22 protein-coding genes are annotated in these 23,113 nt (G+C 50.1%); 10 read left to right on the top strand and 12 right to left on the bottom strand.

The window, feature by feature from the left end:
* Window positions 1-23: 23 nt before the first annotated feature.
* The 3 genes from BLU57_RS03975 to BLU57_RS03965 all read right to left on the bottom strand — a co-directional run bounded on the left by BLU57_RS03975 (window position 24) and on the right by BLU57_RS03965 (window position 2,570).
* Window positions 24-863 (bottom strand): nucleotidyltransferase family protein, encoded by an 840-nt coding sequence (locus BLU57_RS03975; protein ID WP_090316522.1) that lies wholly within the window; start codon window positions 861-863, stop codon window positions 24-26.
* A complete protein-coding gene (locus BLU57_RS03970) occupies window positions 860-2,011 on the bottom strand; it encodes an N-acetyltransferase (protein WP_090316519.1) in 1,152 nt (383 codons plus the stop codon). The genes BLU57_RS03975 and BLU57_RS03970 overlap by 4 nt, the downstream gene beginning before the upstream one ends.
* A 94-nt stretch (window positions 2,012-2,105) precedes the next feature.
* Window positions 2,106-2,570: a hypothetical protein gene (locus tag BLU57_RS03965; RefSeq protein WP_256206098.1), complete on the bottom strand. Its 465-nt coding sequence runs from the start codon at window positions 2,568-2,570 to the stop codon at window positions 2,106-2,108.
* A 459-nt stretch (window positions 2,571-3,029) separates the two neighbouring features.
* Between BLU57_RS03965 and BLU57_RS03960 the strand changes: the two genes are divergently transcribed.
* The 5 genes from BLU57_RS03960 to BLU57_RS03940 all read left to right on the top strand — a co-directional run bounded on the left by BLU57_RS03960 (window position 3,030) and on the right by BLU57_RS03940 (window position 8,170).
* Complete coding sequence (locus tag BLU57_RS03960; RefSeq protein ID WP_090316513.1) at window positions 3,030-3,284, top strand: exodeoxyribonuclease VII small subunit; 255 nt, start codon at window positions 3,030-3,032, stop codon at window positions 3,282-3,284.
* On the top strand, window positions 3,274-4,167 hold the full coding sequence (locus tag BLU57_RS03955) for a polyprenyl synthetase family protein (protein WP_090316510.1): 894 nt from the start codon (window positions 3,274-3,276) through the stop codon (window positions 4,165-4,167). Before BLU57_RS03960 ends, BLU57_RS03955 begins: the two co-directional genes overlap by 11 nt.
* Before the next feature lie 35 nt (window positions 4,168-4,202).
* Entirely contained in the window at window positions 4,203-6,047 is a 1,845-nt protein-coding gene (gene dxs / locus BLU57_RS03950) for a 1-deoxy-D-xylulose-5-phosphate synthase (RefSeq protein WP_090316507.1), read from the top strand.
* Window positions 6,048-6,119: 72 nt separating this feature from the next.
* Window positions 6,120-6,941 carry a GTP cyclohydrolase FolE2 gene (gene folE2, locus BLU57_RS03945; RefSeq protein WP_090316504.1) on the top strand — a complete coding sequence of 274 codons (822 nt, stop codon included), beginning with the start codon at window positions 6,120-6,122 and terminating at the stop codon, window positions 6,939-6,941.
* Between the two features lie 134 nt (window positions 6,942-7,075).
* Window positions 7,076-8,170, top strand: a complete 1,095-nt coding sequence (locus tag BLU57_RS03940; RefSeq protein ID WP_090316501.1) for an ADP-ribosylglycohydrolase family protein — start codon at window positions 7,076-7,078, stop codon at window positions 8,168-8,170.
* Here the strand turns inward: BLU57_RS03940 and BLU57_RS03935 are convergent.
* The 6 genes from BLU57_RS03935 to BLU57_RS03915 form a co-directional block, all read right to left on the bottom strand.
* Complete coding sequence (locus BLU57_RS03935; protein ID WP_090316498.1) at window positions 8,167-9,201, bottom strand: methyltransferase; 1,035 nt, start codon at window positions 9,199-9,201, stop codon at window positions 8,167-8,169. The genes BLU57_RS03940 and BLU57_RS03935 overlap by 4 nt on opposite strands.
* 73 nt (window positions 9,202-9,274) lie before the next feature.
* Complete coding sequence (locus BLU57_RS03930) at window positions 9,275-9,766, bottom strand: SRPBCC family protein (RefSeq protein WP_090316495.1); 492 nt, start codon at window positions 9,764-9,766, stop codon at window positions 9,275-9,277.
* Window positions 9,767-9,988: 222 nt separating this feature from the next.
* Window positions 9,989-11,428: a DUF4263 domain-containing protein gene (locus BLU57_RS03925; protein WP_256206099.1), complete on the bottom strand. Its 1,440-nt coding sequence runs from the start codon at window positions 11,426-11,428 to the stop codon at window positions 9,989-9,991.
* Window positions 11,331-11,780 carry an ATP-binding protein gene (locus tag BLU57_RS16410; protein ID WP_256206100.1) on the bottom strand — a complete coding sequence of 150 codons (450 nt, stop codon included), beginning with the start codon at window positions 11,778-11,780 and terminating at the stop codon, window positions 11,331-11,333. Before BLU57_RS16410 ends, BLU57_RS03925 begins: the two co-directional genes overlap by 98 nt.
* 145 nt (window positions 11,781-11,925) lie before the next feature.
* Entirely contained in the window at window positions 11,926-13,464 is a 1,539-nt protein-coding gene (gene murJ, locus BLU57_RS03920) for a murein biosynthesis integral membrane protein MurJ (protein ID WP_090316492.1), read from the bottom strand.
* A 151-nt stretch (window positions 13,465-13,615) separates the two neighbouring features.
* Window positions 13,616-14,335 (bottom strand): hypothetical protein, encoded by a 720-nt coding sequence (locus tag BLU57_RS03915; RefSeq protein WP_090316489.1) that lies wholly within the window; start codon window positions 14,333-14,335, stop codon window positions 13,616-13,618.
* 273 nt (window positions 14,336-14,608) lie between these two features.
* Here BLU57_RS03915 and BLU57_RS03910 point away from each other — a divergent pair, with 273 nt between their 5' ends.
* From BLU57_RS03910 to BLU57_RS03890, 5 genes are all read left to right on the top strand, one after another.
* Entirely contained in the window at window positions 14,609-14,947 is a 339-nt protein-coding gene (locus tag BLU57_RS03910; RefSeq protein WP_090316486.1) for an HvfA family oxazolone/thioamide-modified RiPP metallophore, read from the top strand.
* A gap of 12 nt (window positions 14,948-14,959) precedes the next feature.
* Window positions 14,960-15,817, top strand: coding sequence for an HvfB family MNIO-type RiPP peptide maturase (locus tag BLU57_RS03905; RefSeq protein ID WP_090316483.1), 858 nt, complete (start codon window positions 14,960-14,962; stop codon window positions 15,815-15,817).
* A complete protein-coding gene (locus tag BLU57_RS03900; RefSeq protein WP_090316480.1) occupies window positions 15,795-16,571 on the top strand; it encodes an HvfC family RiPP maturation protein in 777 nt (258 codons plus the stop codon). The genes BLU57_RS03905 and BLU57_RS03900 overlap by 23 nt, the downstream gene beginning before the upstream one ends.
* Before the next feature lie 164 nt (window positions 16,572-16,735).
* Window positions 16,736-17,461 (top strand): sensor histidine kinase, encoded by a 726-nt coding sequence (locus tag BLU57_RS03895; RefSeq protein ID WP_090316478.1) that lies wholly within the window; start codon window positions 16,736-16,738, stop codon window positions 17,459-17,461.
* Window positions 17,462-17,487: 26 nt separating this feature from the next.
* Window positions 17,488-19,140, top strand: coding sequence for a tetratricopeptide repeat protein (locus BLU57_RS03890; protein WP_090316476.1), 1,653 nt, complete (start codon window positions 17,488-17,490; stop codon window positions 19,138-19,140).
* Between the two features lie 40 nt (window positions 19,141-19,180).
* Here BLU57_RS03890 and BLU57_RS03885 read toward each other — a convergent pair whose 3' ends face one another.
* From BLU57_RS03885 to BLU57_RS03875, 3 genes are all read right to left on the bottom strand, one after another.
* Window positions 19,181-20,047, bottom strand: a complete 867-nt coding sequence (locus tag BLU57_RS03885; protein WP_090316473.1) for a hypothetical protein — start codon at window positions 20,045-20,047, stop codon at window positions 19,181-19,183.
* A gap of 169 nt (window positions 20,048-20,216) precedes the next feature.
* Entirely contained in the window at window positions 20,217-20,831 is a 615-nt protein-coding gene (locus BLU57_RS03880; protein ID WP_256206101.1) for a YfiR family protein, read from the bottom strand.
* Window positions 20,806-22,902, bottom strand: coding sequence for a TonB-dependent receptor plug domain-containing protein (locus BLU57_RS03875; protein ID WP_090316467.1), 2,097 nt, complete (start codon window positions 22,900-22,902; stop codon window positions 20,806-20,808). The genes BLU57_RS03880 and BLU57_RS03875 overlap by 26 nt, the downstream gene beginning before the upstream one ends.
* Between the last annotated feature and the right edge of the window lie 211 nt (window positions 22,903-23,113).

Raw genomic sequence — 23,113 nt, 5'->3', positions numbered from 1 at the left:
TCGGGTATACAGGTGAAGATTGCTCAAGATGGATTAGTGCTGCATTCGGAACCGGCTTTCCGGCTGAGGATCACTTCCGCCAGCATTAAATCTTCAACCTTGTCGACATCGATACCGGCGCGGGGATCGTCAAGCATAACCAGCTGAATGTTGACTCCGGATTTTTCCGATACCGCGGCTAAAGCCTGTTGCGATGTGAGCAGTCCAAAGACATACAACAATACCGCTTTGAATCCCAACACTTGTCCGATCAACCGCCACGGACGTTTACGCAAATCTTCGGCTTGCTGCCAGAACCCCACCAGTGTGCGCCCTTGCGGGTTGAATGCATACAGATTGCAACCGCGGAATCCACCGTCGCGCAAACGGATAATGGTGCGCTTGCAACCGGGGAATGCATCGGCGATGGACTGCCCGCTGACAGCCCCTACCGCGGCATCACACTGCGTAGTCAGGGTATTCTGTAAAAAACTGCGCACAATGCCGGGTGTGAGTAAGGCATGATCGGCCGTGGTCAATAATACCGGTGTATCGAGTGGTATGTGGTTGAGGCCGCGATCTGCGCTGCGACTGGGGGAATCCAGATTCGGCAGCCAGATTACTTGTCCGGAAGCGATACGCTGCTTTAATTCCGGGCAGCGATCGTGCAGCGATTCGGGAGGCCCGCACAAGATGACGGTGGAGATCAGATCGCAAGCCTTCAATGTATCCAAAACGCGAATAATCATCGGTACGCCGTCCACCGGTGCGAAAGCCTTGCAGGCCGCGCCGGTATGCTGCGTAATGGGGTCTTTGCTGGTGCGGTCAGCAGCTAGAACCACTGCGGCGAATTGCTGCGTTGCCGGACGGGATTCAGCGCTCATAGTGTTTTTCCATAAATACGGTAGCGTTTGTATTGTTCGCTGCCAATGCGGTCGAGGATGCCGCGCATTGCCATGTTATCTTCCAATATCCAGGACATTTCAACTTCCTTGACACCTCGCTTCATGCCGACTTGACGGGGCGCATCGATGACCAGGCAAGCCAGTGCCAAACCGATCGGTGTATGGTGATATTTTTTTCGCACCCCCATCAGTGGAATGCGCCCAGTGCGGATCTGGTGGTTGCGGACTTTATTAATTAGTTTCAGCCAGCCGAATGGAAACAAGCTGCCGTTGAGTTCGATCAACACTTCGTTGAGGTTGGGCAGTGCGACCATGAATGCTGCTGGTTCTCCGTTAACCTCGGCGATTTGAATATAGTCATCTGGTAATAACAGACGCAAGCTGCTACCCAGTTCGGCAAATTCTTCCTGCGTGAACGGGATAAACCCCCAGTTTTCCGACCAGGCATCGTTAAAGATGTCGCGCAGCGTCTCCATTTCCTGATCGAATCGATCGCGTTGCAATGTGCGCAACTTGATTTGCGGCGAGAACCGGTTAATCACCGTTTGCATGACGTGCGGTATTTCAAAATCGACTTTGACTTTGTAAGCCAATAAATCCTTTTGCGGAAGATATCCCTGTGCTTCGAGTAAGCGGCTATACCAGCGCGGCGAATGCGGCATCATGACCACCGGCGGCGTATCGAATCCATCAACCAGAATGCCGCATTCCTGGTTGATCGACAGATTAAACGGGCCGCTGACCCGGCGAATTTCCCGGGAAGCGAGCCAGGCTTCCGCGTGCAGCAGCAGCGCAGCGAATACTTCCGCATCGTCGATACATTCCAGCAGGCCGAAGTGTCCACTGTCGGCACCGTAACGTTCCTGATGCAAAGAATCGATTTGCGCGCTGATGCGCCCAACCGGCTGGCCGTTTTGAAAGGCGACCCAGGCTTGCCATTCGCCGTGCTTGAAATAGGGATTGAAACGGGAAAAATGAAAACGCCGTTCCAGCCGCAGCGGCGGCACCCACATCGGATCGTTCGCGTAAACATGCCAAGGCACTTCGATAAACTTACTCATGTCACGATAAGACATGACTGGGCGCACCGTTACTCTGGAATTGGCCGGCTTATCGTGTGGAGTCATGGCAGGTGAACGATGTCGTTTTAATGATAGTGCCGTGAAAAAGAATTATAAATTTATGCCGATTTGCTGCTCTGACCGGTGACGCCGGAAATTCCTACTTTTCAGTATGTTTCAGTAAATTTGATATCAGTTGATGAAAAACGGCTTTGGGATCAGGTTCGTTGCTGGCGGATTGACCTGTAGCGTTCTGTTCCGCTGCGGCGATCTTTTCATCGGTAAGCGTGCGGCAGAAGTCGCGGAAATTGTTCCAATCCGTGTTGTATTTTAGTAAATGATCCTGCCGGATGAAAACGCGCAGCACTTCAAAATTTTGATACATTTCCGGCAACCGGGATGTCAGATAATGATTGATGTTAGGTGGCCAGCGTTTGTGCTGCGGGTACATATCGGCCAATTCAATTTCGATGGTATAGCGGAAATTTTCGATGGCCATAGCGCGGCGCTTGCGGTTAACGATATCCACCATGATGGCGACTACCCCTAGTAAACCAAATAAGACAAAGGGCCATAGCGGTACGGTTTCAAAATATGAGGCGATTTGATCAAGGCTTTCGTTCACGATATTTTCAATTAATGTGCGTTAGAAAAAATAGAATAGGTTCTTATACTGGGAACCGCTACCAAGAATATTGCTGAAATAAGCGGGTGTGGCGATCAAAATAGGCAAGCAGTCATTTTTATTTCATCACATATGCTTACCGGTTTCGATGATGCCATCCAAGGCCCGTATCTTGCCATAGTAATATGCATGGATCAATATGATTGCCGTGCGCGACTGACATTGCAAACAAGTCATCGAGAAACCGCGATCAATTTTCCTGAGATAACTGCAATCACAGGTAACCGGTGATTTGAGCGGCTTCTTGAGTCGTTGTTCCCGGCTTCAAGAAGGTATGATGATCGTCATTTCTAAATTTGAATTGACCTGATACTGCTAATTGCGTTATTTTTGTCTGTTTTTTTGTAATAAAACCACTTATTATTCTTCATATGAGTTTCTTGCTGGCTTGGACGTCTTATGACCAAATCATCTAAACAGGCTGCGCCGCCACAACCGGAGAGCTTTGAAGCGGCGTCGGCTGAATTGGAGAAAATCGTGACGGCCATGGAAGCGGGGCAAATGTCATTGGAAGCATCTCTGGCAGCCTATCAGCGGGGAGCGGAGTTGTTGCAATATTGTCAAAATAAACTACAAGGCGCGCAACAGCAGGTACGCGTGCTGGAAGCCGGTATGTTAAAAAACTTCACTAGATCCGATAGCGATGAGCGTTGATTTTCAGAGTTGGGCAAGCGGTTGTCAGGCACGGATTGAAACGTTTCTGGATGCGAGACTGCCCGCGAGCGATTGCGTTCCGGTGCGATTGCATAAAGCCATGCGTTATTCCGTACTGGGCGGCGGCAAACGAGTCCGTCCGCTGTTGTCATTTGCAGCAGGTGAACTCGCGGCAGCGGATGTAGAGCGCGTAACAGTCGCAGCAGCGGCGGTGGAATTAATCCATGCCTATTCGTTGGTGCATGACGACCTGCCGTGTATGGACGATGATGTGTTGCGGCGCGGTAAACCGACCTGTCATATTGAATTTGACGAAGCAACTGCACTGTTGACGGGCGATAGTTTGCAAACACTGGCTTTTGAACTGTTGGCGGAAAAGCGTTTGGCGGATACACCACAAGCGCAACTGGAAATGATTACGCAATTAGCACTGGCTTCGGGTTCGCGCGGCATGGCGGGCGGACAGGCGTTTGATTTGGATAGTGTCGGCAAAATGCTCAGCCTGCCGGAGCTGGAATTCATGCATATCCATAAAACCGGCGCGTTAATTCGCGCAGCGGTGATGCTGGGCGCGCGTTGCAGCAGCCGTTTGGATGATGAACAACTAAGCAAGCTGGATCATTTTGCCAAGTGTGTCGGTTTGGCGTTCCAGGTGGTCGACGACTTGCTGGATGCCGAGGCGACGACTGCCACATTGGGCAAAACCGCCGGTAAGGACGCGGAAAACAATAAACCGACTTATGTCAGCATTCTGGGGATCAGTCAGGCGCGTGAGCTGGCGGAAAAATTGCAGCACGACGCCGATCAAGCGCTGGATGGTTTTGGTGAAGCGGCGGCAAGATTGCGTCAGGTAACCGATTTTATAATTAAACGTAAATTCTAAGTTTTTCTTCTTTCTTTTTTATTCTCAGGTCTTGAATGTATCCACTGTTAGATACCATTAACTCGCCATCCCAGTTACGCGAACTGGAGCAGAAGAAATTGCCGCAGTTTGCCAAGGAACTCCGTGACTTTCTTGTCGAATCGGTAGCAAAAACCGGCGGGCATTTGTCCTCCAATCTGGGTACGGTTGAATTAACCGTTGCGTTGCACTATGTTTTTAATACGCCGCACGACCAGCTGGTTTGGGACGTGGGGCATCAAACTTACGCGCACAAGATTCTGACGGGACGGCGCGATGGGATGAGCAAGCTGCGCATGCACGGCGGGATTGCCGGGTTTCCGCGCCGTGACGAGAGTGAATTCGATGCCTTTGGTACCGCGCACTCCAGCACTTCGATCAGCGCCGCACTGGGCATGGCGGTTGCCGCGCGTTTGAATCATACCGACCGGCGTGCGATCGCGATCATTGGCGATGGCGCCATGAGCGCCGGGATGGCATTTGAAGCATTGAACAATGCCGGTGTGATGGACGCGAATTTGCTGGTTATCCTGAATGACAACGATATGTCGATATCGCGACCGGTCGGTGCATTGAACAATTATCTGGCCAAGCTGATGTCCGGACGTTTCTACGCCACGGCACGGCGCGCCGGAGAAAAGGTATTGGGGGTAGTACCGCCGGTGCTGGAGCTGGCCAAACGCGCCGAAGAGCATGTCAAAGGCATGGTGACGCCGGGTACTTTATTCGAAGAATTCGGGTTTAATTATATTGGCCCGATCGACGGTCACGATCTGGATGTCTTGATTACCACGCTGAACAACATCAAACAACTGGACGGCCCGCAATTTCTGCACGTGGTGACTCGCAAAGGCGCCGGTTACAAAGTAGCCGAAGAAGATCCGATTCTGTACCACGGCGTAGGAAAATTCGATCCGAAAAAAGGCATTGTCGCTAAGTCGGCTGGAAAACCGGCCTATACGCAGATATTCGGTGATTGGTTGTGCGATATGGCAGCGCAGGATTCCCGCTTGATCGGCGTTACCCCGGCGATGCGCGAAGGCTCGGGATTGGTGCGTTTTTCAGAGGAATATCCCGAACGTTATTTTGATGTCGGTATCGCCGAGCAACACGCCGTCACCTTCGCCGCGGGTGCGGCATGCGACGGCTTAAAACCGGTAGTGGCGATTTATTCGACTTTTTTGCAGCGTGCTTACGATCAGCTGATTCACGATGTCGCCATCCAGAATCTGCCGGTGGTATTTGCCATTGACCGGGCCGGCTTGGTGGGCGCGGATGGGCCGACGCATGCGGGTAGCTTTGATTTGTCGTATCTGCGGTGTATTCCGAATATGACCGTCATGGCACCGGCGGATGAAAATGAGTGCCGGCAGATGTTGTATACTGCTTTTAAACTGGATACACCGTCGGCGGTGCGTTATCCGCGGGGAACCGGGCCGGGCGTGAAGATTCAAAAGGACATGCAGGCGTTGCCCATAGGCCGGGGGGAAATCCGCCGCCAAGGGGAAAAGATTGCGTTACTGGCGTTTGGTAGCATGCTGACACCGTGTTTGAACGCAGCGGAAGAATTGAATGCGACAGTCGCTAATATGCGCTTTATCAAGCCCTTGGATGATGATTTGGTGGCATCATTGGCAGCCAGCCACGATGTGCTGGTGACTGTGGAAGAGAATACGGTTCTGGGAGGCGCTGGAAGTGCTGTAACAGAATCGCTCAACAGTCAGCGGATCAATGTTAAGGTGCTGCAACTGGGTTTGCCGGATGTTTTTATCGACCAAGGCGATCATGCGCAAATGCTGGCGGATTGCGGGTTGGATAAAGACGGTATTATTAAATCAGTGCGAGCAATTTTGCCTGCGTAACGTTTCTGGGATCGGCTGAATATTTGATTCGATGTTGCCAGGAATGAATTCCTCATCGCACAGGAGAGAGACATGAATAAACAGATAGATTTGCCGATTGCCGATGTGCAAAGCTCGCCCGATACCCGGCGCATTGCGATCGACCGGGTAGGGATTAAAGCCATACGTCATCCCGTGGTTGTGGCGGATAAAAGCGATGGTGTGCAACATACCATCGCGGTTTTTAACATGTACGTGAATTTGCCGCATAACTTCAAAGGCACGCACATGTCCCGCTTTGTCGAGATCCTCAATAGCCATGAACGGGAAATTTCCGTTGAATCGTTCCAGGTTATCTTGCGGGAAATGATTCAGAAGCTGGAAACGGACTCGGGTCATATTGAAATGTCCTTTCCGTATTTCATCAATAAATCCGCTCCGGTTTCTCAGGTCAAAAGTTTGTTGGATTACGAAGTGACCTTTATTGGTGAAATTAGAGATGGTGAATACCTGTTCACTATGAAAGTCATCATTCCGGTCACCAGCCTTTGTCCGTGCTCGAAGAAAATATCCGATTACGGCGCGCATAATCAGCGCTCACATGTGACGATTTCCGTACGCACCAACAGTTTTGTATGGATTGAGGATGTTATCCGGATTGCCGAGACAAATGCGTCGTGCGAACTATATGGTTTGCTGAAACGGCCGGACGAAAAATACGTGACCGAAAAAGCGTACGACAATCCCAAATTTGTCGAAGACATCGTCAGGGATATCGCCGAAGTGTTGAATCGCGATGAACGAATCGATGCCTATGTGGTTGAGTCGGAGAATTTTGAATCGATTCATAATCATTCGGCGTATGCGCTGATTAAAAATGATAAAACCCAGTCTTCGGGGATATCGCTGGAATAAATCGCTGCTTTGAAGCTTTTTTGCGGCTAGCACAGCTAAGATGCACCTGTAACAAACCGAAGGCGCCGCAGTTGTCCATGATTTCAGCAGCATAACAAGTGTTGCCGTAGCGTTTCACCGGTCAAGGAGGTTTCATGTCGCACACGACTACCCAGGAACGCGCCGCGGGTGCCATTATGGGGGCTTTTATCGGTGATGCTCTGGCGCTCGGCCCTCATTGGTACTACGATCTCGCCGAACTGCGGCGTGATTACGGGGAATGGATCACCACCTATACCGATCCCAAACCGGGGCGCTACCATAGCGGGCGCAAGGCCGGTCAGCTCTCCCAATCAGGCATTGTCCTCACGCACATGTTGCGTTCTCTCGTTGAAAACGGCCGATACGACGAAGCCGATTTTTGCCGCCGGTTGGACGAACAGCTTTTTCCATTGCTTGATGGCACCCCGATGGCCGGGCCGGGTGGCTATACCTGTCAATCGATTCGTCATGCATGGCGCTGCCGGGTAGAACAAAAGCTGCCATGGGGGAAAACCGGCGGGCATGCGGATACCACTGAAGCGATTGAGCGCACACTGGCACTTGCTGTCCGCTATGCTTTCCAGCCAGCCGAACTGGCTGCCACAGTCGCAAACAATACTCACCTGACCCAGATTGACGATACGGTAATTTCAATGACCGTTGCCTACGCGGCTGTGCTGAGTATGCTGGTGCAAGGGCATGCTTTGGATGCGGCGTTGTCGGGAAAATTGATGCAACTGGTGAAAACCGGGAAACTGCCCTTTCATGCTGTTACCCTCGGCGATTTGCAACCACCGCGCCCAGGCGATCCCGATCCGCCGCGTGCCGGGCGTTTTGCATCACCGGATGCATTGCTGACACCGTCTTATATGGCCCAAGCGGCAGTGGACGAAGATATCCGCATCGAACCGGCGTGGAAGGTGTCGATCGTCTATGGCATGCCGTGCGCGATTTATCATCAACTGCCTGCGGTGTATTATCTTGCCGCTCGATTCCGGGATGATTTTGAGTCTGCCGTGCTGCATGCCGTCAATGGCGGAGGGCAGAATCAAGCGCGTGCGAGTCTCACCGGTGCGCTCGTTGGTGCTCAGGTGGGACTGGCTGGTATCCCTCAGCACTTTCTCGACGGACTCGAAGATTCGGAATTACTTATAAATCTAGCGAAAAGCCTAGCTGCGCAGACGGATAGCGCAATGACCCGAAATTAAGGCTTTCGCCCGGTTACGATACTGTAATAACCAGAAGCTTTATGGATTTGGATGTCCTCAAAGCCGATTTCTTTCAGCATGGTTGAGAGTTCCAAACCGGAGTATTGCTTTCCTTCCGTCCAGCCCATCATCATCATGCCGAACGCGGCCGGTGCAAACGGGCCTGTTTTATCGTCGTTGCACAGCATCTCATGAATCACGATACGTCCGCCGCATTCTAAGTACCGGAAACTTTTCGCGGTCAGAAAATGGCATTTCTCCGGCGGCCAATCATGGTACATGTTGGAAAAGAAATGCAGATCGGCGGATGGCCAATGATCGTTCCAGATATTCGCGCCGCAGGTTTTAATGCGCTCTTGCAGGTTGTATTCCACGATGTATCCTTCGGCCACTTCGCATACCTGTGGAAAATCCAGAACAATCGCTTGCAGATTAGGCAATCGCAAAGTCGCGCCGATGGAATGCGCGCCGGAACTGCCGCCGATATCCAGCATCACGCGGTGCCGGGAAAAATCTAAAACCCCCGGCCAAACCAGTGCGGAAGCCATGCTCATGCTATGCATGCCGCTGGTGAAGCGATGCAATAGCTCGACTTGTTCTTCGTGCGATTGATAAATATCGCCGCCGCCGTAAGTTTGCGGTGAATCGGTCATGACGGCTTTTTCCAGGCTTGTAATGGAGCATACCTGATAATTGTCGATCATCAGATCCCAGAGAAAACCGAAGTAATTGGGGCTTTTCTGCAACAAATATTCTTCCGCCACCGCAGTGAGCGCATAACGCTCCTGCTGTAGCGACAAAAAACCCAGCGCGGTAGCGACCGTCAGGATCACTTCCGCCGGGCGTGGCTTGATATTGAGCGCATCGCAAATCTCCGTCAAAGTGCGCGGATTATCCTCCAGCAAAGCAAAGACTTTGAGCCGGTGCGCCAGCAATAAAGCCGGATAACCATAAACCGCGAACACCACATCCCATACCGGACGATCATCGACGCGCGGCATTTGAATATTGGAAGAGGTATGTTGTGTCATCAGTTCTCCTTGGACATTAAGCGGATTGCAGTGAAGATCATCAGCCAAAGCGGTTGCGGACGAGCGGGAATTTTCATGATTGCTTCGCCTCAACCAAGCGCTTGATGTTTTGTACTGTTCTGCCCGCACCATCTTTGATGGCAACCCGCACCAATCCTTCAAAAGGACGCATAATCGCCAGAATTTCCAGCAACTCAAAAGAAAATGTCAATTTGGTGGATTGCGCCGGACTGATTTCCTGTAATTCATAAGTGCAGCGGAAAGGGTCGGATACACCAACCAATGTGATGCGCTGACCCGGTTCAAAGGCGGAAATTTTAAACTTCGATTCCGAACGCCGACCCTGATCAACCCGCACCTGCCGCCCTTCCGTTCCGAGTTGGACGGGACCGGGCGTAATTTGCTCCAGCTCTTTCACTTCCGGAGACCACTTGGGATAGTTATCGAATAGGCCCGCGCCAATATATTGGAAAAGCTCCGCAGCCGAGCAGGACACGATGGTGTGCGCCCGTCCGATAACCGGGTCGGTCGAACCCAGATTGAGCATGGAACCTAAATTGAACATAGCGTTTCGCCCTTGCTGCCGCGTTCAGCGGGTTAATCGATTACCAATCGAGACGTTAAACCAATCAAGAGGGGATTACAAGTGATTTGGGTGTTTGGGGGTGTTAGCGAGAAGATGGGATTTCAAACACAAAATCAGTTTAAGTAGCGCATTGTCTAATTAACTCGTTAATTGTTTATTCTTATCATGGCTCACGATCGCCATTAAGAGAAAAGAGGAGAATCAGCCATCATTTTGCTCTTTACCCATTCTCAATAGCCATTCAATTTGCTTGCGAGCTGTAGAGATTACTTGATTATAAAGCCGCGTTTCTACTTGGGGCTCTATATTGCTGGTAGGAAAATTTGATGAACGTCTGCCACCGATCAACAACACTCGAATTTGAGAATTGAGATCCTTGGACAATTCGTGACGGTAGCTAATCGCCTGAACATAGTTATCGTGATTGAGCTCATGTTTTGGTTTCTTGAATTCGATTAATAGATATTCGCCACTCAAATTCTCACTCAGTACAAGATCTGGGCGATTATCGGCTTTGGCACCGGTGTAGGTTTTGCCGAGAAAAACTTCTATTTGCCGTCGTAACGTGGTGTTTGAGCTGAATAAGGAGTATTCATTTCCCAACACCCAGAGGTTACGCTCCAAGGCTTTATGCAAGATCGCCTCTGTGGTTGTGTCGTCACGTGCCAACGCTTCAAGCTGATCGAGAATAACTTGCCGAGCGGTAGCTTGCTGAACTAGAAAAGCCATATCAGCTAAGCCAAATTCATTCAGGTTATCTGCGATACCTGCAACATCACTCGACTTGGCATCAGCGATATGCTCGAGAAGAAGGCGGTAATCAGAGCGTTCCAAAGCCTCAAGTAGCACATAGACAATCGGTTCAACCTTGCTTTCAGGCTCACCATAATATTTATCGAGCACTTTCTTGATTGCACGATCTGCGAAACTGCGTTTATGCTCGGGTAAGGTAGCTAGACGCTCAAGAATATTTCTTTTTAACCGAGCTTGGGCAAGTTGTATCTCACGGCGGTATTGCTGACTAAATGCATCACGCAGAATTGGTTGAACAAAGCTTTCGACGATCTTCAATAATTCGCTATTTTCTACCGGAGCATCCCAACCGGCAGTGATATGATCGCGTAGACCGTTGGCTTCTACTTCTCCGAATAGTTTACGTAAGAGCTTTTTAGGAAAATCGTCTTGTTCATCTAAACCGAAGAATCCTGGTCGACCAACTGATTTTCCATCAACGCGAAGAGTGATTCCAGGCTGACGTAAGCCGGTTTTGCCGTCGCTTAATGAGAATCGGAGACGGACTTTGCCTACAGAAGGTAATTCCTGTTCGGTTTCGACGTAAGAGCCAGATATGTCATCAACATCAAGCTGTTTGTCATTAATTGTGATGATAAAGTCATCTTGACGTCCATAATCCTGTAGCAATACTTGACGTAGTTTACTGGCACTTGGGTAAACCAACCCTTGGTGCAAATCGGTAAGTGTAATCGTAGTGCCATGAAGTTCGGGATTGCATGGTTCAATTTGGAAGTCAATTTGTAGTTGCTCAATGTCTTCGACATTGGCCAAGTCTTGCAAGCGTAAAATGAAACTGCATCGACGTCCTCGAGCTCGGGTTTGTAGGCTCATCACCGATGCGGCCATGAGACCGGCAAATTTTCCAATACCTTTGCGCCCTTTGATTCTTCGATTTTTTTCCTGTAGTACGCTCACCGCGGCGTGAGCGCCGATCACTGGCTATGAATAGATAGTGACGACGTAGCTCCTCTTCCGTCATACCACTACCGTCGTCTTGAATAATGATGGGTTCGCTACTCATCGGTTTGGGAAGCGTTACTGAAACATTTTCAGCATCGGCATCCCAGGCGTTGTCAATCAGCTCTTTTATTGCGCGTTCGGATGATGTGTATTCCTGACTGAGCAAAGTGGCGATGCGGGAATCAACTTGAAAGTTTAAACCGACTTTGCTGCTTTGCTTTGTGTCTTCTGCAATCATGTTGCTCCCTTATATGGACTTGAATGCGCTTGAACTGAAGTAGATTTTGTCGCGCGATACTGGGGCGAAAGTTGATTAAAGAATTGTGCCAAATCTCTCAAAGTCTAGCATCAGCCCATAGAGCTGGCTGCATCGGCTAAGCGGATTACAACGCCTGCCGCTGAGTGAAGTCTCTCAGGCGGAATCCCAGCAGCCAGAGCGCGGCAAAATAGCTGCTTGCGCCAGCTGCAACTACCCAGCTTAACCGGCCGGCACGTGTCAGTGTCGAATCGGTCAGCCATGAGGCATCGCTTCCCGCTGCAAACCATAACACAGCACCCATTGCCGCTAATGCCAGCAATATTTTCACACAGAAGATGAGCCAGCCGGGCTGTGGTTGATAGATTTCCTGTTTGCGCAATTGGTAAAACAGCAATCCGGCGTTGAGACATGCGCCCAAGCCGATGGCCAGCGCCAATCCGGCATGCTGGAGTGAACCGATGAAGGCGAGGTTCATCAGTTGCGTTGCAGTTAACGTGATGATGGCGATTTTTACCGGTGTTTTGATGTTCTGGCGGGCGTAGAATCCGGGGGCGAGCACTTTTACCAAGATGATGCCGAGCAAGCCGACGCTGTATGCGACCAGCGCTTCGCGCGTCATCCATACGTCGTGTTCGGTGAATGCGCCGTGGTGAAACAGTGTGGTGATCAGCGGCACCGACAGCAAGGCGAGCGCCAGTGCGGCCGGGAGCGTCAGCAGCATGGTCATGCGCAGACCCCAATCGAGCAGGCGGGAGTATTCGTCGTTGCTGTTATTGCTGTAATGCTTTGCCAGCGATGGCAGCAGGATGGTGCCGAGCGCGACACCGAGCAGACCGGCGGGAAATTCCATCAGCCGGTCGGCGTAATACAGCCAGGAGACGCTGCCGGTAACCAGCAGCGAGGCAAAAATCGTATTGATCAACAGGCTGAGCTGGCTAACCGAGACACCGAAAATGGCTGGGCCCATCAGTTTGATCACACGCCACGCACCGGTGTCGGGATTTTTGAAGCGGATGCGCGGCATAAGTTTGAGCCGCAACAGATAGGGTATTTGAAACGCCAGCTGCAAAATGCCACCGATAAAAACCGCCCAAGCCAGCGCTAGAACCGGCGGATCGATGAGCGGCGTCAACCATACCGCGCAACCGATAAATGCGATATTCAGCAGCGCCGGAGTAACGGCGGGTACATTGAATTTGCCGTAAGTGTTGAGAATCCCCCCGGCTAGTGCCACCAACGAGATAAATAAAATATACGGAAAGGTGATTTGCAGCAGCTGAACGGTGAGCTGGAATTTATCCGGATCGGCGGAGAAACCGGGCGCGCTGACATAAATGATCAGCGGCGCCGCAAAAATACCGGCCAGCGAAATGAAAAACAGTATGGTGCCTAGCAGCATCGTGATTTGATCGATAAGGCCGCGGGTTTCTTCAATGGTGCGATTGTTCTTGTACTCGGCGAGAATCGGCACAAACGCCTGAGAAAACGCACCCTCGGCAAACATCCGCCTCAGCAGATTCGGAATACGGAATGCGACAAAGAAAGCATCCGTTTCCATACCCGCGCCAAAAATCCGCGCGATGATGATATCGCGCACAAAACCGAGAATGCGCGATATGAAAGTCATGCTGCTGACCGCAGCGAGTGCTTTAAGAAGATTCAATGGTTTGCGATGTTTGAGCGATCAAGGCGGTGGTGAGAAGCTGGGCAGACTGGATTGAGAAATCCGATCTGCCCGGTTGGAAATTCAAGTAATCGTTCTGCTGATCCAATCCTGTTACTGTAAACGGGCAGGATGACGATTTGATGGCCGCTTAGAACATGCAGCTTACTTTTTTGATCAAGCCTTCTTCTTCCCAGCTCCACTGCAGGCAGTATTCCACTCCCCGTTTCGGGTTTTTGATATCCGCTTCAATGGTTTGTCCGGTGATTACGGGTGGTAGCAGAGCTTCTTCTTTGCCGTCATGGATGCTGAAAAAACGGGCGGTTGAAATGGCGCGTCCTTCGGGTAATTCAACGATCAGGCGTAATCGTTTCGTGTCATCGTCGACGACATGGGAGAGTATGCCTTCGTTCTGTGTGAAAGCGCCTTCGCATTGATATGTGAGGGTTAAATCGGAACCGTTGATGACTTTTAATTCCGGCGGGAATTTCATGCAGACTTGATAGCTGTCGTTTTCTTTTCGCAGTTCAGCTGGCTCGGTGTTATTGATGCGGAAATTGCTGATGCTGCCGATCGAGCGGATATTTTTAAACCAGTATTCTGAATTATCAACATGACATGCGGTGGTCATTTGTGTTTGCGTCAATGTCGCTTTTTTCCCGCAAGTATCGTGCACCGTCAGTATTTTTCTTAAATCCGCGATGGAAAACGCGTGTTTGTTTTGTCTGATTTGCTCGTAAATCAGCAACGCGGCGCAGACTGCAACGATCAGTGCAATCACGATGAATTTCGTCAGCAGTGCAACCAATACACCAAAGACAAAGATTGCGGCATTGATGTAAAAAACAAGCTGGTTGGGTTTGTCAAACATTCGGAGCTCCTTAGTTAACTGGCATATTTTTATAATATTTTTCGAAGCGCTGAGTTTATCAGAGAGGCGCAGGCAACAAAAGTAAGATAGGCCAGATTGATGCTGGCCGCGTAAAAATGGGATGTGCTGGTTTTTAGCCGGTATTGGCGGCTAGTGGTGTTATGCATGGCGAGCGCCGTTCAGACTGAGCGGGAGAAACGAGCGACTTCGCGCCGATTTGGCGTTATCATTGGTGTTTGCAGTTACGATCAATTTTTATGGAGAAAATAATCAATGTCGAAAAAATTAATGAAACCCGTTTCACTGGCATTAAGCACCGCATTAGTCACCAGCTTGGCGGCCAGCAATCTGTCGGCTGACACCGTTGCCAACCCATTTGCGATGAATGAATTATCAGGCGGCTACATGCAATTGGCCGATGCCAACGGCGCGAATAAACCGGCGCAAGACGGCGGCAAGGAAACCAAGCAAGATATGGAAGGCAAGTGCGGTGAAGGTAAGTGTGGCGGTAAAAAAGAAATGAAACAAAATATGGAAGGCAAATGCGGGGGCAAGAAGGCCGAGCAAGAAGGTAAATGCGGTGAAGGTAAGTGTGGAGCGAATAAGAAGTAATCCGTGAAAACCATGAACGGTCTGTGTTATCCAGTTCATGGTGCTGGTTTGGGTCTGCGGCGTTCACTGCTCGGTGCGCTGGCGGATCAAACCACGCAGCCGGTGAATTTCTGGGAAGTTGCTCCGGAAAACTGGATCGGTGTCGGCGGACGGTATGGAAAACAGTTTCGTGAGCTGACCGAGAAATTTCCTTTTATTTGTCATGGACTATCGCTTTCGATCGGCGGGCCGTCGCCATTGGACGAAGCATTTCTGCAACGGCTGAAGCGTTTTCTGCACGAGCATCAAATCCGCTATTACAGTGAACATCTGAGTTATTGCAGCGACGACGGGCATCTGTACGATCTGCTGCCGATCCCCTTTACCGCAGACGCGGTGCGCTATGTGTCGGAGCGCATCCGGCGAGTGCAGGATATCCTGGAACAGCGTATTGCAATGGAGAATGTTTCCTACTATGCGGCGCCAGGTCAGGAGATGAACGAGATTGATTTCCTCAACGCCGTGCTGCACGAGGCGGATTGCGACTTGCTGCTGGACGTTAATAATATTTATGTGAACAGCATCAACCATCGCTACGATGCCGAAAAATTTCTGCAACAGCTACCCGCATCGCGCATTCGCTATGTTCATGTTGCCGGACACTACCAGGAAGCCGAGGATCTGATTGTGGATACGCATGGCGCGGATGTCGTCGATCCGGTCTGGCAATTACTCGAAAAAACATATCAACATTTTGGTGTTATTCCAACCTTGTTGGAACGCGATTTTAATTTGCCGCCGCTGGCGGAGCTGCTGCAAGAAGTGGACGTCATTCGCACACTGCAATCCAAATGGCAGGACCAAACCGATGAGCACGTACAACACGGCTAATCGTCCCGATTTTGTGCGGCAGCAGTATGCTTTTGCAGCGCATATCCGCGATCCGGAGAGAAATCCTTGCCCGGATGGGATCGAAGATCGGCGCATGAAAATCTATCGCGAATTGTTTTATAACAACGTGGAGGATTTTATCGCCAACACGTTTCCGGTATTGCGGCAAATCATGCCGGATGCGCGCTGGCATACCATGATCCGGGATTATTTCGCCCATCACCTATCGCATACACCGCTGTTCCCGGAAATGCCGCGCGAGTTCTTGAAATATCTGGAGCATGAACGCAAGCCGCAACCGGATGATCCGCCTTTTCTGCTCGAGCTGGCGCATTATGAGTGGGTCGAGTTAGCACTTTCGTTGCTGGACGAAAAAATTGACGCAACGAAAATGGATGTTGATGGCGATCTGTTGGAGGGAGTCCCTGTTATTTCACCGTTAGCTTGGCCATTGAGCTACCGCTTCCCCGTGCATAGAATCGGTCCGGCTTTTCAACCCAAGGAAGCCGATGACAAACCAACCCATTTGATTGTTTATCGCGACACTGGTTTTGACGTGCGTTTTATCGAAATCAACCCAGTCACTGCGCGGTTGCTGCAATTGCTTTCCGGCGATGATCCTGTGCCGGGACGGATGGCGCTGCAACAAATTGCCGCGGAGCTGAATCACCCCCAACCTGATGCTGTGATTCAGGGGGGCATCGAAATATTGCAAAACTTAAGAAAGTGCCATGTGATTCTAGGAAAACGCTGATTAATGCAACGAAGTGATTCGCTCGTGCAATCAATGAATCAGCGTTTCTCTAGGAATCTATCCCTAACTTGCTGATTGTGCTTCAACACTACAGGTTTAAAGTGATTTGCCGTTAGATTCCCCATTGATAACGAATCGAAAACGCATGTTATGCGGGGAATCACATGATAGGAATATCGAATAAGAAGCAGACGAATACAGCCAACACCCCGGTTGTATTCAATATGGCAAACTTTCTGGTTTCTTCCGTGCACGACATGAAAAACTCGGTCAGCATGCTCATTTGCGGTCTGGATAAAGTGCTGACATCGGCTGAAGCGGCCGAACTTTCCACGCATGCCGAACTGGTACAAATGAATCATGAAGCGAAACGCATCAATAACCGCCTGATTCAATTACTGACACTCTATAAGCTGGGTCAAAAAATATATCCCTTCGACCCGCAATCCGTTTGCTTGGATGACTTTTTGCGCATGACTGTAGCGCAATATGCGCAGTTGCTTAAATTTCGCCAGATCCATCTGGAAATCCGGGTAGATCCTGGGCTGTACTGGTATTTTGATGAAGATCTCATCAGCGGTGTCATCGGTAATGCGCTAAATAATGCCATGCGTCATACGAATGATCATATCTTGATCAGTGCCGAAGAGCATGATGGTCAATTAATGTTGCGAGTTGAAGATGATGGTGATGGCTATCCGCCTGAGTTACTGGAAGGAAACGGTAATGTCATGCAGAGCGTCGATTTCCATGGCGGTAATACCGGTTTGGGGCTTTATTTTTCCGCTATGGTGGCAAGAATGCATCGTAATCAAGGCGTTCAAGGCGATCTTTGCCTGGAGAACGGCGGCTCACTGCAAGGCGCCTGCTTCGTACTACATCTGCCGTAACCATCATTCATTCTAATTTTTGAATCATGCATATTAATCCGCTAGACATCTCAACGCCTGCCACTGAGTTAAATTTTTCAGGGAAAAATGTATTGATCGTCGATGATTACATGGAGATGCGCAGTATTTTGCGCGATATGCTCAGTAGTTGCGGCGCTGAAATGAAAAAGATACATATGGCAACCAATGGCAATGAAGCGATCGCCTGGTTGAAAAAGGTGCCGTTTGACATCGTGCTCTGCGATCTTATCCTGGGTTCCGGAAAGAATGGCCAGCAAGTGCTTGAAGAAGCAAAATATCAATCGCTTGTCGGGCCTTCTTGCCTTTGGCTCATGATCACTGCGGAAAAAACCATGGAAGCGGTTACCGGGACTGCGGAATATCAGCCGGATGCTTATTTGCTGAAACCGGTCACGGAAGCGAGCTTGCGTTCACGGTTAGCCAAAATTTGGACAAAAAAAGAGGCATTTGCGGAAATATACAAGGCCATTAAACAGCAAGATTATTCTAAAGCCATGTATTTGTGCGATCAGCGTCTGGCTTCGGATAAAGCTCATGCGGCTGACTTGCTTCGCACCAAATGTGATTTGTTGCTGGTTAGCGGTGAGTATGACCGTGCCAAACAAGTGCTGGAAGATATTCTGGCTGTACGCGACCTTCCTTGGGCCAAAGCGGCGTTGGCCAAAATATTGCTGAAGAAAAATGATTTGGATGCGGCCAAGCATTTGCTGGAAGAAACCACAGAAGCGAATCCGGCTTATCTTGAGGCGCAAGATCTGCTGGCGCATACGTTGCAAGTCATGGGTAATCTGGAAGAAGCCGGGAATGTTCTGGAGCGTACAGTGAAGCTATCGCCGAATTCAGTGACACGGCAGAAAAACCTCGGTCAGGTTGCGATGAAACTCGGTAAGCTGGAAGGTGCCGAACGTGCATTTCGCAAGAGTGTGTCGCTCGGAGAAAATTCCGTATTGCGGACGGCGGATGCCTATCTGGGTCTTGCCAAGGCATGCAGTGCCAATAAAAACGCCGAACAAGCACTGAAAGTGCTGGGGCAGCTCAATAAGAATTTTGCAGCGGACGAAGTGCGCACGAAAGCATTGGCGGTTGAAGGATTGATTCATCATCAAAGTGGAAATACCGAAAAGGCGAAACAGATCGCCGATGAGCTGGGTCAATCGATCAGCAATGACAGCATACATCCGGATTCTGACGGAGCTCTGGAAATTGCCCGTTTGCTCTTGACGACCGGTGATAAAGAGAAAGCCATTCAGTTACTGCAAAGTGAAATCAAGAATAATCCTGAAAGCGCTACTTTACTGCGCGATGTTGCAGAAATATTTGACCAAGCCGGTATGGGCGAAGAAGGCAGCCGATTGATTGAAACTTCACGGCAAGAAGCCATGCTGATTATGAATCGTGGGGTATTGCTGATCAGTAAAGGGCAGTACGAAGAAGCGCTAAGTGCAATGCGCGATGCCTATAGCGCGATGCCGGCAAACATACGCGTGCTACTCAATCTGGCGTATGTGATCATTACCTATATGCAGAAAAAAGGCCCGGCCCCGGAACTGATTGAAGAAGCACGCCATAGTCTCCAAGCGGCCAATGAATTGTCGCCTGGAGAACCTCGTTTTGTTCGTTTGTCAGCTGTACTTAACGAGCTCACAACTTTGAGATGATTCGCGCGGATGGTTTCGTGCCAGCCTTAATCCGTGCTTGTTATTGAATCTTGACGAAACTGCCGCTTTGTTTCACCCAAACTTCTCCTGTAAAAGCGTCGCTGACGGTAGTGGCGTCGGTATTAAAGCAATCACTGACCGTTTGGCTGGTATAGGTTCCTTTTGTGTAATATTTCACCGGCGGAGAAACTACGATGCCTGTGACTGGTAAACCTGCCAGTGTTTCGCTGATGGACGCTGTGATATCGAGACACAGATCGGAATTCACAACCAGATTGGCCGTAGCAGCCGGTGCATTCATCGTGCAGTGTTTAACATTGGCCGCGGCATCTACAATGGCTTGAAACGGATTGGGTAATCCCGGAATACTGGTCGACAGACCTTCGATACGGGATTCGGTTATGGTATTGCTGCCGAGCATCGAAACACCGCTCGCCGCTGTTTGCTGAGGCACTTGGCAGAGATTGGTTTTAGAGATATCTGGTGCGGTGACACATTGACCGTTGGTTGTCACTGTCACGACAGTGCCGCTTTGGCTGTACGATACGCCGGAAAGCGCATCAGTTGTATCACAACCTGCGATGCCGCTGTTGCCGCCGGAACTGTCGATCTGGGTGATCAGGTTAGCGAGTGTATCGACCACTGCCGGATTGTTTCCCCAAGGCCCGCCAAGCACATAAGCAGTATTGTCACTTTTATTGACACCCGCATAAACGCCAGTCTCCGGATAATAGCGGAATAGCCAGGGTTCGATATTTTGCGTGACTTGAGGATTGGGGAAGAACTGCGGAAAGGTCTTTTCAGCCCAATTGAGCAATTTTTCCGTGTCGCTGGATAGGGTGGCGAAAGCAAGCTGAATGTGAGCGATCATAATAAATGTGCAAGCCGATAGAATGAGCCGTTTCATAGTTAAATCTCCGGTTAACTGGATGGTATGGATAAGTATCCGTGATGGACTTTCTTCTTGATCATCAATGGAAAGGATAAGAAATATTGTACATTTCAAGTATTCGATCTAAAGAAGGATTTGACCGGGAAAAAGCGAGCATTTCTGAGCATTGCAAGTCAGATAGTGCTTACTGGTGCACTTTGGTTGCCAGCTGAAGCAGTTTTGAACTGATATCCAATCCCGATTTGCGGACAATTCCTAAATTAATCTCGAATATGATTTTTTCATTGACCAGACTCATATTGATCATTATCCCGTGGGATATGGCATTGGGGCTGTCGGCCAAGGTCAGGATAGGTTGGTTGGGTAAATTGCTCAGTAAGCTCGACAGGCTGCCGCTCACCGATTTGGAGAAGATAATGACCTGGCAATCCGCCAATTTTTCCGGGACGGTGGTACGCACGACCTTGATAAGCCGCTTGTCGACCGGTTTGCTTTGCAATTTGTCGATTTCGCTGCCAAAGTAATCTTCCCCATATACACACAGATTGATCGTAGGGCCGGTGGTGCCGGGCCATTGCGTGAATGCGATAAAGTTGTAAATGAAAGCAGCCTTAACTTGGTATTCCAAAACGCCGCCCGCGTAGACTGGCGAGTGCGCGGCAGGCAAGCCATAACCGAGAAATAAAGCGAATAGGCAGGCCCGGATGCCGCGCGTCACGCGGCTATCCGGCAGTCGCAATAGCCAATGCAAAAAGTGCATGCTCACATTCTCGCTAGAAGCGCCACTGCACGCCAGCATAAACACCCCGTGGAATGAACACAGGAACAATGGGCGTGAACTCGGATACCGTCTCTCTATGGTTTTGACTGAATAGATTTTGTCCAACCACGAATAGCTCGATATTTTTTGCCGGCTTGTATGCCAGCTTGGCATCCATCGTGACGTAGCCGGGGATATGATAAAACCCGATATTACTGATATAGCGCAGCCAAAGATTGAATTGCAGCCGTTCGGAAAAGTCGTAGTTGGAACGAACCGACAATTGATGTTGCGGCGTTACTTTCTCTGCACCTCCACCGGTAGGATCGGATTTCGTCAGGAAATTTTTTGAGGAGAAGTCGATATGGAGAAAACTATAGCTGCTTTGCAAACGCCAGTTATCTTTGGGTTTCCAATCAACCGATGTCTCAAAACCATAGGTGAGCGCGGATCCCTGGTTGCTGATCGTGAAAGGGAAAATAAGCTGCCTCGGGGATCCGGTGCTCAGTGATAAAGCGCCCAGAGCTGAATCCCGCATTTGACTGTAGTCGTTGATAAAACCTGTCATGTCGATGGAAGCCTGGGGCGAAAACTGATGGCGGTATCCCAATTCATACGCGATCAATTTCTCGGAATTGAAGCCACTGCTACCGTTTAATAATGCGCTGATAGGAAACGGCAACAGGGGTGATCCGATAGAGCTTTGTAATTGTGGCGTGATATTGATGATGGCGTCATTTTCAGCGCGAGAAGGCGTCCTGACGGCGCGGGATACTGCCATCCAGATCGAATTCTCCGTATTGGGTGTCCACATCAGGCGCGCATTGGGTTGTATCTCCATACCGGTAAAATCGTTATGCTCAAACCGGCTGCCTACTGTAAACAACAAGCGATCCGGTATCAGCGTGATGTCATCGCGGATAAACGTGCCGATTAAATGATTCGTTTGTTCGCGTGGAGAAAGCGTGAGTAGATTGGTATCGGGAACTTTGTTGTGATATAGCCGGTAATTGGCGCCCCACGTCAGATTATGCCGCTCGAACAGAGGGAACCGGTATTGCATATCCACATCGAAGCTTTCGGCATCGAATTTCCCGATCGGCAATAATTGCGACCGGCTGCGGTCGTAGTAGGCTTGCAACATAAAAGCGGATTGCTCGGAGAACGTCCGGTCCCAGCGAAAACGGATATTGCCGCCTTCGTTATGTCCGCGCATGTCACCGGAGCGGCTGGTCGATAGATTGGAAGCGCTTTTATCCAGCGTGCTGCCATCAAAATTGGAAAAGAAATCGCTTTGCAAGGTAAATTGGTCAATGCCACGGTTATGGTCGATGCGGAATCCACCCCTGGCCGAATGCCATTGATCGTTGGCGCTTTCCCCGGAAAGCGCTTGAGTCTGGCCTCGGGTGAATCCTTTAGCGTAGACACGGAAAGGTGTGTCTTCATTGATCATGCCGCCATAGCGGGCGCCTGCAAAACCGTTCTCGAAACTTCCGCCGCCGGCGGTAAAGAGTGCGCCCTGGGTATCGGCGGCTTTCTTGGTGATAATATTGATGACGCCGTTGACTGCATTGGATCCCCATGATGTGGCGGCAGGCCCGCGGATCACTTCGATGCGCTCAATATCCTCCATCAGCGTGTCTTGCTGTTCCCATAATACGCCGGAGAAAATCGGTGAATAGACACTGCGGCCGTCCATCAGTACTTGCAGCTTGTTGGCATAAAGACCATTAAAACCGCGTACGCTGATGGCCCATTTATCGGTGCCAACGCGCTCGACTTGCACGCCGGGCGCCATACGCAGCGCATCCGGAATACTCGTGGCGCCGGAGCGGCGGATGTCGTCCTGGGTAATGACAAAAACTGCGGATGCCACTTGGGTAAGCCGTTGCGGATTTCTCGAGACCGTGGTTACCTTGACGTTCATCAATTCTTCAATGCTCAGGTTCAGAAACTGATTATTGATCGATTGGTTCTCCGCCATCGCCGGATTCGCAAGGTATCCAAGCAGAAACAAGCTTGCAAGCCGCAGCGTCATGGTTTTACCATGCTGCTGCTTTGCTTTCCGGTGAATGGGATGCAATTGAGTAAATGGACAAAATATCTTCATAGGGATGTTTTCATTTACAACGGTCTCTTTGCGCTGATGTGGGTACTACAAAGGTTTTCAGGGTTGAACTGAGCAAGTTTCAACACACTCTCGAGTGATGCTGGTTAGATCGGGTGTGGCAGCGCAATCGCTTAGAATGATTGCGACGGCTTCACAACTCGACCAATATTCGGATGAATTTTCGCATGCTATGGATCAGCGCAATGGCAGG

The organism is Nitrosomonas oligotropha (assembly GCF_900106555.1).
Lineage (GTDB): Bacteria > Pseudomonadota > Gammaproteobacteria > Burkholderiales > Nitrosomonadaceae > Nitrosomonas > Nitrosomonas oligotropha_A.
The sequence above is the reverse complement of the archived record's forward strand: the minus strand, read 5'-3'. Positions and strand labels throughout refer to the sequence as shown.

Coding starts and splice junctions, on each gene's coding strand:
- BLU57_RS03975 (WP_090316522.1), bottom strand. CDS start 863: ATGAGCGCTGAATCCCGTCCGGCAACGCAGCAATTCGCCGCAGTGGTT.
- BLU57_RS03970 (WP_090316519.1), bottom strand. CDS start 2,011: ATGACTCCACACGATAAGCCGGCCAATTCCAGAGTAACGGTGCGCCCA.
- BLU57_RS03960 (WP_090316513.1), top strand. CDS start 3,030: ATGACCAAATCATCTAAACAGGCTGCGCCGCCACAACCGGAGAGCTTT.
- BLU57_RS03955 (WP_090316510.1), top strand. CDS start 3,274: ATGAGCGTTGATTTTCAGAGTTGGGCAAGCGGTTGTCAGGCACGGATT.
- dxs (WP_090316507.1), top strand. CDS start 4,203: ATGTATCCACTGTTAGATACCATTAACTCGCCATCCCAGTTACGCGAA.
- folE2 (WP_090316504.1), top strand. CDS start 6,120: ATGAATAAACAGATAGATTTGCCGATTGCCGATGTGCAAAGCTCGCCC.
- BLU57_RS03940 (WP_090316501.1), top strand. CDS start 7,076: ATGTCGCACACGACTACCCAGGAACGCGCCGCGGGTGCCATTATGGGG.
- BLU57_RS03935 (WP_090316498.1), bottom strand. CDS start 9,201: ATGACACAACATACCTCTTCCAATATTCAAATGCCGCGCGTCGATGAT.
- BLU57_RS03930 (WP_090316495.1), bottom strand. CDS start 9,766: ATGTTCAATTTAGGTTCCATGCTCAATCTGGGTTCGACCGACCCGGTT.
- BLU57_RS03925 (WP_256206099.1), bottom strand. CDS start 11,428: ATGGCCGCATCGGTGATGAGCCTACAAACCCGAGCTCGAGGACGTCGA.
- BLU57_RS16410 (WP_256206100.1), bottom strand. CDS start 11,780: ATGATTGCAGAAGACACAAAGCAAAGCAGCAAAGTCGGTTTAAACTTT.
- BLU57_RS03915 (WP_090316489.1), bottom strand. CDS start 14,335: ATGTTTGACAAACCCAACCAGCTTGTTTTTTACATCAATGCCGCAATC.
- BLU57_RS03910 (WP_090316486.1), top strand. CDS start 14,609: ATGTCGAAAAAATTAATGAAACCCGTTTCACTGGCATTAAGCACCGCA.
- BLU57_RS03905 (WP_090316483.1), top strand. CDS start 14,960: ATGAACGGTCTGTGTTATCCAGTTCATGGTGCTGGTTTGGGTCTGCGG.
- BLU57_RS03900 (WP_090316480.1), top strand. CDS start 15,795: ATGAGCACGTACAACACGGCTAATCGTCCCGATTTTGTGCGGCAGCAG.
- BLU57_RS03895 (WP_090316478.1), top strand. CDS start 16,736: ATGATAGGAATATCGAATAAGAAGCAGACGAATACAGCCAACACCCCG.
- BLU57_RS03890 (WP_090316476.1), top strand. CDS start 17,488: ATGCATATTAATCCGCTAGACATCTCAACGCCTGCCACTGAGTTAAAT.
- BLU57_RS03885 (WP_090316473.1), bottom strand. CDS start 20,047: ATGAAACGGCTCATTCTATCGGCTTGCACATTTATTATGATCGCTCAC.
- BLU57_RS03880 (WP_256206101.1), bottom strand. CDS start 20,831: ATGCTGGCGTGCAGTGGCGCTTCTAGCGAGAATGTGAGCATGCACTTT.
- BLU57_RS03875 (WP_090316467.1), bottom strand. CDS start 22,902: ATGAAGATATTTTGTCCATTTACTCAATTGCATCCCATTCACCGGAAA.